Annotated in this window: 9 protein-coding genes; 7 read left to right on the top strand and 2 right to left on the bottom strand. The window is 45.7% G+C overall.

Annotation, left to right across the window (positions count from 1 at the left end):
- Positions 1-82: 82 nt before the first annotated feature.
- Both ACYVJM_RS26065 and ACYVJM_RS26060 read right to left on the bottom strand, forming a co-directional pair.
- Positions 83-211: a hypothetical protein gene (locus ACYVJM_RS26065; protein WP_461151158.1), complete on the bottom strand. Its 129-nt coding sequence runs from the start codon at positions 209-211 to the stop codon at positions 83-85.
- A gap of 112 nt (positions 212-323) precedes the next feature.
- Positions 324-536, bottom strand: a complete 213-nt coding sequence (locus ACYVJM_RS26060) for a hypothetical protein (protein WP_461151157.1) — start codon at positions 534-536, stop codon at positions 324-326.
- Between the two features lie 217 nt (positions 537-753).
- Between ACYVJM_RS26060 and rbsK the strand changes: the two genes are divergently transcribed.
- The 7 genes from rbsK to ACYVJM_RS26025 all read left to right on the top strand — a co-directional run bounded on the left by rbsK (position 754) and on the right by ACYVJM_RS26025 (position 13,764).
- On the top strand, positions 754-1,722 hold the full coding sequence (gene rbsK / locus ACYVJM_RS26055) for a ribokinase (protein ID WP_461151156.1): 969 nt from the start codon (positions 754-756) through the stop codon (positions 1,720-1,722).
- 25 nt (positions 1,723-1,747) lie between these two features.
- Complete coding sequence (locus ACYVJM_RS26050) at positions 1,748-3,364, top strand: ADP-ribosylglycohydrolase family protein (RefSeq protein ID WP_461151155.1); 1,617 nt, start codon at positions 1,748-1,750, stop codon at positions 3,362-3,364.
- Positions 3,365-3,375: 11 nt separating this feature from the next.
- A complete protein-coding gene (locus ACYVJM_RS26045) occupies positions 3,376-4,371 on the top strand; it encodes a GRP family sugar transporter (RefSeq protein WP_461151154.1) in 996 nt (331 codons plus the stop codon).
- Positions 4,372-6,148: 1,777 nt separating this feature from the next.
- The gene (locus ACYVJM_RS26040; protein WP_461151153.1) at positions 6,149-8,365 is read left to right on the top strand and encodes a hypothetical protein; all 2,217 of its coding nucleotides are present in this window, start codon (positions 6,149-6,151) and stop codon (positions 8,363-8,365) included.
- Positions 8,366-8,368: 3 nt separating this feature from the next.
- A complete protein-coding gene (locus ACYVJM_RS26035; protein WP_461151152.1) occupies positions 8,369-9,388 on the top strand; it encodes a hypothetical protein in 1,020 nt (339 codons plus the stop codon).
- A gap of 1,402 nt (positions 9,389-10,790) precedes the next feature.
- The gene (locus ACYVJM_RS26030; RefSeq protein WP_461151151.1) at positions 10,791-11,999 is read left to right on the top strand and encodes a GAF domain-containing sensor histidine kinase; all 1,209 of its coding nucleotides are present in this window, start codon (positions 10,791-10,793) and stop codon (positions 11,997-11,999) included.
- A gap of 121 nt (positions 12,000-12,120) precedes the next feature.
- Positions 12,121-13,764: a sensor histidine kinase gene (locus ACYVJM_RS26025; RefSeq protein WP_461151150.1), complete on the top strand. Its 1,644-nt coding sequence runs from the start codon at positions 12,121-12,123 to the stop codon at positions 13,762-13,764.
- The last annotated feature ends 548 nt before the right edge of the window (positions 13,765-14,312 follow it).

Raw genomic sequence — 14,312 nt, 5'->3', positions numbered from 1 at the left:
CTGTTGTCAATAGGGCCATCACCAAGGCCGTACATCCAGATTTCGGATCAGCAGCTGATCGGTCGAACGGCCGCTAAAAGCGTCAATGCGCGATAAAACTGCTGGCGGAAGGCGTCCGTTGAGCCAATGTCGAAGCAACTTCAGAATGAACCAACCGTTCTCCATCCGACTGCCGGTTCGTGGTTTTTCGTTTCCGTTCGGTGGAGCGCATGGTATAAGTTAAGTAATCGGCGTTTCCGAATCCGCGCCTTCTATCTATTGTTGGGTCTGTTGCCGGGCCGCCATCACCACATACTGGCCCCGTTCGTGCTGTTCGGCAGACGCTATGCTTTTTCCAGTCGCTCCCGGCTAAACTGAACTAGTCCCCGTTCGTAAAGAATCTGGCTGTCGTGCAGAAGCTGACCAAGGCGAACGTCGATTCGCTTGTCCTGCTCAAACAGACGCTGCATCACAACCCGGTACAGATACTTGCGGGCGGGTTTGAGCGTAGCACCGGGGAAAAGCCGGGTGAGATCAGCGGAGAGGGCGTCGCCCATCGTTTCTTAACTGATCAAAAAATGTCTTCAGACTAATTTGTACCACTTATCAGGCTGGATTTTGGGTTAATACCTGACTAAGACACGATAGTCAAAGAAATTCCAACTTAATTTTTACCACTTAAAATCTTAATGGAAATAGCTAAGTTGGCAAAAAATGGGCTTTGATTGATGCAATTAATCCATAGGTTTGTTCAACAACTTGTTCCCTTTCCTTATGCCTTCTGTTGTTTGTGTCATTGGTAGTTCGAACACCGATATGGTGATCAAGGGCGATAAACTGCCTGCCCCCGGTGAAACCGTTCTAGGCGGTACATTTCTTATGAATCCCGGCGGTAAAGGGGCTAACCAGGCCGTAGCAGCCGCCCGGCTGGCAACCGTAACCAGCGCCGATCCGAATTCAGCCGTTTCGTCCACGAGGGTAACCTTTGTGGCCAATGTGGGTAATGATATTTTTGGCCGACAGGCACTGCAGCAGTTCGAGCGGGAGGGTATCCGGACAGACTTTGTTACGACGGATGCCGATGAACCCTCCGGCGTGGCCCTTATTGGTGTAGACAACAAAGGCGAGAACTGCATCATGGTGGCGTCGGGAGCGAACGGCCGGCTTGGACAGGAGCAGGTTGCCCGGGCGCTGGCCGCCGAAACAGATGCCAGTAATACCGTTGTCTTGCTGCAACTCGAAACGCCCATTCCAACCGTCGAGTACGCCATACGGCAGAGCCACGAACGGGGAATGCGGGTGGTGCTGAACCCGGCCCCGGCCCAACTCCTCGACCCGGCGGTACTGGCCTGTCTCTACGCCATCACCCCCAACGAAACCGAAGCAGAACTGCTTACGGGCGTCCGCGTTACCAACGAAGCTACGGCACAACAGGCGTCCCGCCGATTACATGAGATAGGTGTAGCCAACGTCGTGATCACGCTTGGCTCGCGCGGGGCCTATCTCTCTACACCAGCGGGCGGGTCTATGATTGCCGCTCCGTCCGTAACAGCTGTTGATACTACGGCGGCTGGCGACTGTTTTAACGGGGCGCTGGTGGTCGCCATCGCTGAGGGACGCGACCTGCCCGATGCTGTTGCTTTTGCCAGTAAGGCCGCATCGATTTCGGTAACCCGTATGGGCGCCCAGGCATCGCTGCCCCACCGGCGGGAGGTCGACTCCCTGCCGCTGCGCTCTATTTGACCATTCATAAACTCTCCTAAACCCAATGAAAAAAAGCTACTTCCTCCTTCCGTTACTGGCCCTGGCGGGCTTCGGACGGATCGGCGAACCGTTCACAACGACGCCCTGGAAAGGATCAATCAATGCCGGGTCTGTTCGCCCGCCCGCTACCGTCACCATGACCAAAGCTGCTTTGCAGGACAAAATCAAAGGGGGATGGGCTGGGCAGCTCATCGGCTGTACCTTTGGCGGACCGACCGAGTTCAAGTTTAACGGGACCATGATGAATGATTATCAGCCTATTCCATGGTACGACGGCTACATTAAGAAAACAATGCTTGAAAGTCCCGGCCTGTACGATGATCTGTACATGGACCTCACTTTTGTGGATGTGTTTGAGAAGAAAGGCCTCGACGCACCCGTCAGTGAACACGCCAACGCTTTCGCCAAAGCAGACTATATGCTTTGGCACGCTAACCAGGTAGGGCGGAACAACATCCTCAACGGCATGAAAGCCCCTGAGTCGGGCCACTGGCTGAACAACCCCCATGCCGACGATATCGACTTCCAGATCGAAGCCGATTTTTCGGGTCTGATGGCACCCGGTATGCCCAACACGGCTGTAAAGATCGGCGACCCGATCGGCCATATCATGAACTACGGCGACGGCTGGTACGGTGGCGTGTATGTAGGTGCTATGTACTCGCTGGCGTTCCTGTCTACCGGACAGGGGGGCATTAACAACGAGGTTAACTATGTGGTTCGCGAAGCACTCAAAGCCGTACCGGCGCAGAGTACCTTTTATCAATGCATTGCCGACGTGATCAAGTGGCACGACCAGTATCCGAACGATTGGAAGCGGACCTGGCTCGAAGTACAACGCAAATGGTCCGACGAAGTGGGCTGTTCGGACGGGGTGTTTGCCCCTTTTAATATCGACGCCAAAATCAACTCGGCCTATATTGTGCTGGGGCTGCTGTACGGACAGGGTGATTACGCCAAAACCATGCAGATCAGCACCCGCGCCGGTCAGGATTCCGATTGCAATCCATCGTCGGCGGGCGGTATTCTGGGTACTATGCTGGGTTATAACAAAATTCCCGCCTACTGGAAACAGGGACTTGCCGAAGCAGAGGATATCGACTTTAAATACACGACTATGTCGCTCAACGATGTGTATGGCATCGGAATGAAGCACGCGCTTCAGGTTATTGAGCGAAACGGTGGTAAAGTGACCGGCGATAACGTAACCATTGCCGTACAAACGCCCAAAGCGGTTCGGTTAGAACAGGGCTTCACTGGCCATTTCCCCACCGAAAAACGGACTATTAATAAGGATTTGATTGACGAGTATACTGCCACATTCGATGGGGTTGGCTTTATCATCGTAGGGGAGAACAGGCCGAAAGCGCAGGCTGGCCAGTACGAATACGAAAGTGGGTATACCGCTCAGGTAGACGTTTACATTGACGATAAAAAGATGGAAACGGCCAATCTGCCCGCCAGTTTCACCCGTCGACGCTATGATATGACCTGGAAATACCAGTTGACTCCCGGCAAACACACGCTGCGACTGAAATGGCTCAACCCGGATAAGGATCACTCCGTGCGTATGCGCAACCTGATCGTTTTCGGCAACAAACCCATACTGGCCCGTTATTAACCTGCACCGCTATGTTTATCATTGAATCATACGGCACAGCCGTGTTATTTTGCATCGTTACCATGCTTTGCTGGGGATCGTGGGCCAACACCCAGAAGCTATCGGCGGGTAACTGGCGTTTTGAACTGTTCTACTGGGATTACGTGCTGGGCATTGTCGGGTTGGCGCTGCTACTGGCAATCACGTTGGGGAGTATTGGTGAAGGCGGGCGCTCGTTCCTGGCCGATATCCGGCAGGCCGATCTGGCGAACATTGGCTCGGCGCTCTGGGGCGGTGTACTCTTCAATGCGGCCAACATTTTGCTGGTAGCGGCCATTTCCATTGCGGGTATGTCAGTTGCGTTTCCGGTTGGCATTGGGCTGGCGCTTGTTATCGGCGTAGTGGTCAATTACCTGAACGCGCCGGTCGGAAACGCCGGACTGCTGTTTGGCGGCATAGCCCTGATCGTGGTGGCTATCCTGCTCAATGCCGTTGCCTACCGTCGGACAGCCACAACTGGCGCTAACCTGTCGACAAAAGGGTTGCTGCTGTCTGTGGTGGCGGGTTGTCTGATGGGTTTGTTTTATGGCTACGTGGCTCAGGCAATGTTCCCTAATTTCGACCAGCCCGTGCCGGGTAAATTAAGTCCATACACCGCCGTTGTCTTTTTTGCGCTCGGCATCCTGATCAGTAATTTCCTGTTCAATACCCTGCTTATGCGCCGACCATTCGAGGGAACCCCCGTTAGTTATGCCGATTATTTTCGGGGTAGCGGGCGTAATCATCTAACGGGTGTGCTGGGTGGAATGATCTGGTGTCTGGGTATGTCGTTCAGCATTCTGGCGTCTGATAAAGCCGGTCCGGCCATTAGTTACGGACTCGGTCAGGGCGCCACTGTGGTCGCGGCTTTGTGGGGTATTTACGTATGGCGCGAATTTCAATCGGCTCCAAAGGGCGTTAATGGACTGCTCAATGGCATGTTGCTGTGCTATATTGTTGGGTTGAGCCTGCTAATTGTTGCTCGCTAATAAATCGCCCTCAGACGTGCGGCTCGGACGGACGATTTCATTCCGCTTGAATCGAACGTAACGGCTTATATTCCTATCGCTGATGGCCCACCTCGATCAGTAATGAAGTCCTCAGCTTGTATAATTGGCAAGAAAGTTCGTCTGAGAGGTCTTTTCCGCCAGATCGGTGAGTACGGATCGTAGATGGCCCGACATGATATGTACCCCTTCTTTCAGTAACATTACCTGGCTGTGTTGTCTCTCTTCTCATTATAGCAGCAAGTCTACTGATACGCTAATCAGTAGGCTTGCTGCTATATTAGTAATAACAACAGGTCTCTGGCTACCAGATAAAAACCGATAAAGGCACGGAATTGACAACGATTTACAAGAGCAGTAACTAGTTGGCGATTAATGTAAAAAACTAGTTCTTAATAGCTCATTATCCATTTTTGCAACAAATGCTTATTAAGTATATATACTTACCAGCTAAAGTTGACTGCTAGTTGATTGGATAGTAGTTCAAATTAAACAGTACAAACGGTATTAGGCATCAAAATATAAGAAAAGACGTACGCTCAAAAAGTTTATGAAAATGTTGTACTAATTTGCACTTAGGTAAATATGTACTTTAGATAAATAAAATATTTATAATTTGTTGTATTCGGAAATTAATAATATGTTTAATACGAGAAATACCATCTGCTTATCTTTGAGTACGCTTCCGTGTTCACTGGCAAAAATAAGGCAGGTAACTACCGGCTCATTGATCGGGGACAACCTGGCTGAATAGTATTTCATCCTTTATCATGGGTGGATGAGAGTCTTATCTTAAAGCGGGAATTAGTAGCGCATCAATCAGAATAATAAGCATTGAATCCAAGAATCCAATAGAAAAAATTTTGAATTATGCTTAACCGTAACCAACTCTGTTTTGTCTGCGCGCGTATTTTTACTCAGTACTGGTAGCGATAGGGCATAATAAAAAAAGATGCAGTTGCTGAGCCTAACTGTTTAGTAAATAGTCATTTAGCGATATTATCTTTCTACTTTTTAACTATGTAGATGTATGGTCAGTAAGTACAAGTAGTTACCCTCAGCATGGAATAATGAGGTTTTGATAAGGTTATTATTTTCATAACATGAATGCTATCCTCTAAATAATTTTTAAGTTACTTTCGTATAAATTTGTTTCAATGTTGGGTGTTTTAGGTAAATTTGTCTTGGTAAAGGTTACAAGTCTCTATAGCTAAGTCCGCCGTATAAGACTTTAATATTGACTTGGATCAAGCGTTTTGATCGGTTAAAAGTCATTGTTATCCTGAGAGGCATCAACATAGCGTCCAACGTGTTTTGGGCACTCTGTTCTGGTAGTAGAGCTATACTACAGCCTATACAAAGGTCTTTTAACTAAAAGATGTGTGTCTTTTTGCCTTTAATACTTATTTACTTATGTAAATATTTCTATTAAAATAGATAAAAAGTAAGGGCAGTATCTACAACATATTTCTGTACAGGTTTTCTGTCTAAGGGACTACTTAATCTGGCAGAGACAGCTTGCTAAGCACCCTTTATAATCACGAAACTATTTGCGTTAGTGGCTGGAAGAATAAAAGAGCATGGTTGAGAATTATTCAGCACTATGAGCGAGACCGATCTTAAAAAATATTCATGTACAAAGCCGATGAATCTATCCCTCATTAAATCAAGACTATTGACTGAATATGCATGCAGCAGTTTGTATGCAAACTATTCAAAAATTTAACGTGACTTGCATAATTACTAACCCATAGAGACGATGTTAAACTCTTTTACCCGAGAACAACAAACCAGTACTATTATTGCCAAAAGGCAAACATTAGCCTATAAATTAAATACCATTAGACAACAGCTACTGTCCTTAAAGTCTGCAATAGAATTAATGGACCAGCAGCGTGAAGAAATTCTAAATTCAGTAGATAACGAGTCGATCAGAATTCGTCTGACAAGTATTGAACTCGCCAGTCTTAAAAAGACAATATCATCCCAAATTGAAACTGTCAGCAGATATTATTCTCGTTTCGTTCGGAAAACATTAAATATTGGTGTCATTGGCCTGGCAAGACAGGGTAAAAGCCAGGTTTTGCGTAGCCTGACCGGACTATCGGATGATGCAATACCAGCGAGTCCTTACGGACATTGTACCGGAGCTCGTAGTACAATAATTCACAACCCTTCCGTCGAAGCACATGGTGAGATCTTTTTTTATACTCAACATGAATTTGTACGGGATGTGTTAGCTCCCTATTACAAAGATTTGTTTGGGTTAACCGCCGAAAATTTAACGCTGGAATGGTTTGAGGCTAATCCATTGCCTGCTCTCTCTGCTGAAAAACAGCAGAGTTTAAATTTAAAGGTTAAATATGAGCGGCTGGAGCTGTACAAAAATCGACTTCCTGAGTACAAAAATCTGTTGTCTCAGCCATCGCCACATTACGTTCCCATCGGAAAAATACGCGAGTATGTGGCGCAGGATAATTCGTTCGGTCAACAGGTTTTCAGCAGTTATCTAGCCGTTCGCGAAGCGCGCATTATCTGTAGCTTTCCCCACAAACACATAGGCCAGATTGCTTTAGTAGATATGCCTGGTCTTGGCGATACAGGACAGGTAGGAGAGGGGTGGCTAACCAGCACAATCAGTAATGATGTTGACATTATTCTCTTTGTAAAAAAACCATCGGGATTAGGGGACGTCTGGAAGCCGCAGGAAATCGAGTTATATGATAAAGTACGCAGTACATTGCCTGAATTGCCACTGGAATTGTGGACTTTTTTAGTAATGAACCATGTGCGTTCGTCGTCTCCAAACGAAGACAACCTGAGAAACTGTGAGCGATTGCTGGCGGAGAAATCAGACCAGATGAAGTTTGTTGGATCAATAATTGCCGATTGCTCAGATGCTGATCAGGTTAATGATGTTATTCTGCAAAAGGTACTCGATCATTTGACCAGAAGTATTGAAAAAATTGACCATGCTTATCTAAGTTCTCTACAGGATCGCCTGAGCATTTTACAGGAGCAGGTAGACACTGAACTGGCAAAAGCAAAAGATCTTCTTCTTCTGGCAACCGAGTCGACCCCGCCTAACTTCACGGTCTTCAACCGACTCTTCAGAGATGTGAGCAGACGTCTTTATACGGGGTTTGAGGAAGAGATCAAAAAGTTGCGTGATCAGCGGGAGAAGCCCAACGAAACGTTCTATGAATATGTCGTCGATGCGCAGGAAAAGTCATATTTGGACTCTGGAGTGCCTAGTATCGAACAAATTGAAGACACCCGGAACCTGCTTGGGGGGTACAAGTCTGCCAGTGAGTATTACCTGAATCACATCAGAACTTATTTAGCACTGCACTTCGAAAGTCTGGAGGATGGTTTAAATAAGGTTGTTGAAGATACCAAATTACAGCTGATCGATGTACTGAGAAGTGAGAGTCAGGGACGTTTGCGTCATATCAGTTCGAATACAGATACGGAATTTTTAAAAGACTTAGCTATCCTGTTAAATAATCAGTATCCTATATTACATTCTGCCTTCCGCATCCTGGCCAATTTCCAGCTTTCCTATCAGGGATTTTTATATTACCGACTCCGAAATCACCTGGATTGCCTCACGCCGGATTCCGGTAATGCTGAGCTTGGACCTAAGCCTTCAGCAGCAGAAGTGCAGGATATTCTGGTAGCCATGCAAAAAATGGCGTTAGAAAGCCTTAAGGGGGAAATAGAACATTGGCCCGTTGAAATCAATCAGGCAATTTTTGCTATTGGTGAGCAGTTTGTTGACAAAGTTTTACGCTCCGAAAATGCATTAGAAGAGTGGCAATCTTTCTATATGGAGAACAGGGCACAAATCTGGCCAGAACACTTCCAGCAATTAACAATTAGCAATCGATTACATCGGCAGTGGTTAGAAGTTACAGAACGAGTAATCAGTATTAACAGATCCATCCTGTTAGTAGAATCCGAAATTGATAATTAAGATATGCTCAAAGAATTTAACATAACAGTGCTTGGTCAGGCACGTGTCGGTAAGACCAGTTTACTTTCCTCTATCTACTACCAATTTGATCAAGTCATCAGTAATGATATTGACCTTGAAATAAGGGCGGTTAATGAGGAAGATTCTCTGCTGGGGAAGCCGGTTAGAGACATGCAAAAGGCCTTTGACACGAGTACAAAGATGCCACTCAATAATGCGGATGTGGTGCCCGCTACCCGATTAGGTCGTAAAAATGGAGTAACAGATATAAAATATAAATTTACGCTCGGACAAAGGAATAAAAAGCCTAAGATTCAACTGGTTTTCCGGGATTATCCAGGGGAACAATTACTGGAAAACCACCATGAGGTTGTCAAACGTATCCGCGAATGTGATGTGACAATGATTGCAGTGGATACCCTGGCATTGATGATGGAGGACAACAAATTCGATCCACTTTTATTACAGAAAAGTCAGGGCCCAACGGATAAAAATAACAATGGCTCCATTGGTGTACTTCGTATTTTTCAAGAAGCATATAAAGACCTAAAGAGTGATAAACTTATACTTTTAGTACCAACAAAATGTGAGAAGTGGACCAGTGATGAGGTTTCAGCTACATTATTACTGGATCGTCTGAAACTGAAATACGAGCCCCTGCTTCGATTCTTGAACAGCGACGGTCCACGAGATCGAGTTGCTGTTGTCGTGACTCCTGTGGAAACGCTTGGGAATATAGTTTACGCGTACATGAGTAGTAAAGAAACCTACTCTCCCAATTTTTTAAAGAAAAGTGTTTTTTCAAAATACGCCCCCAAAGATTGTGATCAACCTTTACGCTATATTTTGCGATTTACATTAAAACGATTCTTGGAAAATCAGGGATTTTGGTTCGACCTGTTACGCAGGGACAAGCCTTTTTTAAATGCCATTAATGAGTTTACTAAAGGGTGTAAGACAGAATCTAGCCTGGAAGAAAATGCCAATGGATTTGCTGTACTTCAGGGTGATCAACTTTTGTAAGCTGAATTTTTGACATCGTATTGTTGACTTAATTCAAGTTAGTCAATGCAGTAAATGCTTCTTTTTTGATCGAAGATCCCTGAAAGCTGTTGGGTTTTAATTTGCAAAGCCAGGAACAACTACTCACGAATCTGATTAGGATAGTCTACCAGCTGAATGTAGTATTTTACGCTGATACTATGTCTAGCGTTATTCTGCTTATGAATTAAAATAGACTCAATAGAAGGCATATTCTCAATGGTCAGTATGTACTAATTGATAAAAAGTATAAGTTTATTGGTTGCTTATATATGATTCATTATAGCGTATAGTGCAAGTGCTATAAGTTTACTATTTGGTTGTTTGAGTCTGAATAATGGATAAACACGTTAATCAAACTTGGTATAATAACCTGTCCAATTTACTTTATTTGCATTTTATATATAGATTTGCCAGACATGCCCTCCTTGCCAAAGAAAGTATATGCGCCCCGCAATCGCGCTGTTACTCCAACGTCATTGTTCCCCCTGCTTGCTCACTATGTAAAACAGATAGGGACTAGATATCCAACCGATATGTTGGTACAGCACGAGGTAGGTAAGTTGGTAAAGGTGATGAGTAAAGATTTATAGCGCTTATGTGTAACAGGAGCGTGGTAGAGGCCAAGTAGTAGAGCGCTTTATAACGAGTTTGAATGATTCTGCGCCTATTTTATACAAATTTATAATTCCATTCTTAATTTTTCTGGTAAGGTGACTCGCCTGGCACCCTCAATTTTGGCTTCCCGGGGGACTGTTCTGCCTCTTTCTGAATTTCCATAACCTTAGCTGCCTACCCGTTCAGGACATATCGGTGATGTTTCTATTATTGGTAAAGATGGAAACCGGCAGGAGATCTGGCTTAAGATGCAGGCAAAAAGGTTGCGTAAATACCGACCAGTTCTACATCTCTGGCAGCTTAGGACCGTCGAAATCGTATGTGGCCCATTTGGCCATTGGTTTTGTGGTATTGGTTAAGCGAAACGCCCGCAGCAACGACTTACCAGCAAAAAACAATACTTTTTATTGACGATAAGCCGTCAGAGCAGGGGCTTATTTTACCCAAGGGTCAGGAAAATTCTAGCTGCGGGTAACTATAGTGCTACGGGTATACAACCGCCATAACTATAAAGATCTTACTGCTGATTAGGCATCGGCTAACTGTGCAGCTTCATATAATCAAGGGGTTGAGTATCCAGGAACAGGGCTGGTAATTTGAAAGAAGGTAAATTTAGAATCAGATGTTCTTAAAATATTTTATTGGTAACAAAAAAATGGCATTGGCGTATTGAAAATATGAATATTAAATTATAGTTGTTAGTTTTAAGTATATAGTGAATTGCTGAAATTGCCCTTGTGCACACTACTATCCTCCTAAAATAAAAATGCATGCAGCCAATCTGAATGAACTTGACCGCTTGGCCAATTTAGGTTATTACAACATATTGGATAGTCTTCCCGAGCAGCAATACGACGATATAACTTATTTAGCTGCCATGCTGTGTGGCATGCCCATTTCGCTAATATCCTTCATTGATGAGAAGCGTCAATGGTTCAAGTCCCGCTTTGGATATTCTCTATCAGAAACATCCCGGCAACTTTCTTTTTGCGCGCATGCCATACAAAATCCTCACGAAATGATGGTTGTTTCTGATGCCACTCAAGATGAGCGATTTTCTTTAAATCCATTGATATGGCAGGATCCTAAAGTTGTGTTCTACGCCGGTGTGCCTTTGGTTACTGAGGAAGGCTACGCGCTGGGAACACTCTGCGTGATCGATAACAAACCAAATAACCTGTCTGATGGTCAGGCTAAAGCGCTTGTTGCTCTGGCCCGTCAGGTAATGGCTCTGCTTGTTTTGCGGAAAAGAAACCGCGAAATGGAGTTGTCTCAAACAAAAGAGCGGGAATCACACGCATTGAGAGCCCAATTTGTCAGCATGGTCTCGCACGAATTCAGGAACCCCTTGACATCCATTGGACTAAGTTCAGACTCCATTGATATGTATGCTGAATTTCTTGACGAAAAAGTAGGGATTCCTATCAAACGACATTTGCAGAGCATTCATGATCAGATAAAAAACCTCACCAAATTGATGAATAGTGTTTTGTCGTTTAGCAAAGGTGAGGCTGGCAAAATTTATTTTTCGCCGGAAATGGTGGACGTTGTCTGTTGGAGCCAGGACCTGGTAGCACTGCATTTTACCGGACGTCCCGACAAGCGTGAAGTAAGTATACGTTACAAGGGCAAAGTCAAGCCCGTGAACCTGGACCCCGACTTAATGGCTTATGTTGTGATTAACTTATTGTCGAATGCGTTTAAGTTTTCTCAAACAAACCCGGAATTGCTTTTCTGTTTCAAGTCATCTCAGCTGACCATACAAGTTGTTGATCAAGGGATCGGTATACCAAAAAAAGAGTTACCTCAGTTAACGAACCCCTTTTATCGGGCCAGCAATGCAACCAAAATAGAAGGGACAGGATTAGGCCTTTCAATAGCCCGTCAGTTCATTGAGGTTCATGGAGGAGCTTTACAGATTGAAAGTCAGCAAAATAAGGGGACAACCTGTACTATCCATATACCAATTAAATAGGCGGCAAATTTTGGTTTAGCTATACCGTTAATATCCGGACTTTACAGGGTTTAGGAAAGCCTATTCGATTTATCTGGTTAACTTGTGGGTGCCAATCAGTTTTTACACAGACGCTATTACGTTGAACAACCAATACACCTTTTTAACGGGTGGTGGCGAGATGGGTGCACGTACTCGCCAGTATGACTGGTCAAAAACCGTATTGGGTTTGCCTAGCCAGTGGTCCTCCAACCTGTGTACTACGGTAAGCCTCCTGCTCAAGTCAAGGGTGCCCATGTTTCTGCTTTGGGGAAATGACCTGATCTGTTTTTATAACGATGCCTATCGCCCTATTCTGGGTGCAGAAGGAAAATACCCCGACCCGCTCGGTAAACCGGGCGCTGCTGTCTGGCCTACTATAGGGCCTATCACCAAGGTACTGGTTGATTCTGTCCTGAAGAGTGGGGAGGCTATTTGGGGGGAAGCACAGTTGGTCTCTAATTGCCGAAGTGGTAAAGATGAAGCGCAATACTGGACGTTTGATTACAGCCCTGTTCCAGATGAGTCCGGGATGCCGACAGGCGTTTTGGTGACAGGTATGGAAGAGACTGGAAAGGCCATGGAAGAAGCCGAAATTACGCTTCGGGGAGCGATCGAACTGGCTGAGTTAGGCACCTGGCAGATTGATTTGTCCACATCAACCTTATATTACTCGGAACGATTGCGAGAATGGTTTGGCATCGGTAGCGACGAGATCATAACGCCCGAACGCGCTTATCGACCCGTTCGGGAAGTTGATCGGCCCCGCGTGCGAGCAGCTATCGCTGAGGCACTAACCCCCGGTACCAGCGGTATCTATGACATCGAATACACCCTTGATGCAAACGAAGCCGGGCAGGAACGTATACTGCATATACTCGGAAGGACATTCTACAACGAAAAAGGCGAACCCTTTAAGATAAGTGGTACGGCACAGGATGTCACCAAACAGAGACGGGTGCAGCAGGAGCTTGAACGACAGGTTCAGGAGCGCACCCGGCAATTGGAGATGCTGATTGTCGATCTGGAACGGTCCAATGCCAATCTGCAACAGTTCGCGTATGTCGCCAGTCACGACTTGCAGGAGCCATTGCGGAAAGTTCAGGCATTCGGCGACATTCTCAAAGAACAATATGGCAGTGAGTTAAACGATGGAGTCAATTACTTGGAGCGCATGCAGAGCGCGGCTTCCCGGATGTCTGTTCTGATAAAAGATTTACTAACTTTTTCACGCATTGCTACCCGTCAGGATACAACAACGGCTGTATCACTTAACGACGTACTGACTACGGCGTTGACTGATCTGGAGTTAGTTGTTCAGGAAACGAATGCGGTTGTCGAGGTAGCTGACCTGCCAACGATTACCGGCGACAAAGTGCAGTTGACCCAGCTCTTTCAAAATCTGCTCAGCAACTCCCTGAAATTTGGTCAATCGACGGTTCAGGCCCGTATACGGATTAGCTGCCAGCGGATAGATGCACGTGATTTACCAGAACTCTCCGATACGACTTATCAGGCAATGGCCTACTACCGAATCGACGTAAATGACAACGGTATTGGGTTCGACCCCAAATATGTGGATCGAATTTTTGAAGTGTTCCAGCGGTTACACGGCAAAAACGAGTATGCTGGAACAGGCATTGGTCTGGCCATCTGCGAAAAGGTAGTGGCTAATCATGGCGGCTTTATCACAGCTACCAGTCAACCCGGTCAGGGAGCTACGTTCAGTGTGTATTTACCCGCCTGACTCAGATAGTCTCCTTAATCCCACTATACATAATAGATGTTGTACTCTTGATGTGTTCGCGTGTTCCATAACAAACAACGGCTGCCGATTGCATCCATCGCTTCGCTGAATGCCTCTGAAAAATAAATGATAAAAATTTGTTTTGACAGGAACTCCAGTCAGCATGACAGGGTTATCCAGACATACGCTTCGGGCTCCAAAGTGATGTTGAATCCGCCTGCGAAGCAACCGGTCAAATGACCAGCCCATTAGAAAAGTGTTAAAAAACTTTATTTATCGGGAACTGTAGGTTATCTTTGTACCGTTATTTGTTAGGGCAACTAGGGTAAATTCCCAATACATACTGCAACTAAGTAAGGTCCAAAGACCGACAGGTTCCTTGGCCCCTTATTTTGTCCGGCATGCTTTTTTAACCATAGCCACAACGCTTCGACCAACGGGTCAGGCGCCAAGTTCTTTGACAAACGGTCAGCACAGAAAGACTCAACTTTGCAACTTCGGTTGCCGGTTGAACAACATAGTGATCTTTAGCAGGTCACGCAAATATT

This window comes from Spirosoma pulveris (genome assembly GCF_054781875.1).
The sequence above is the reverse complement of the archived record's forward strand: the minus strand, read 5'-3'. Positions and strand labels throughout refer to the sequence as shown.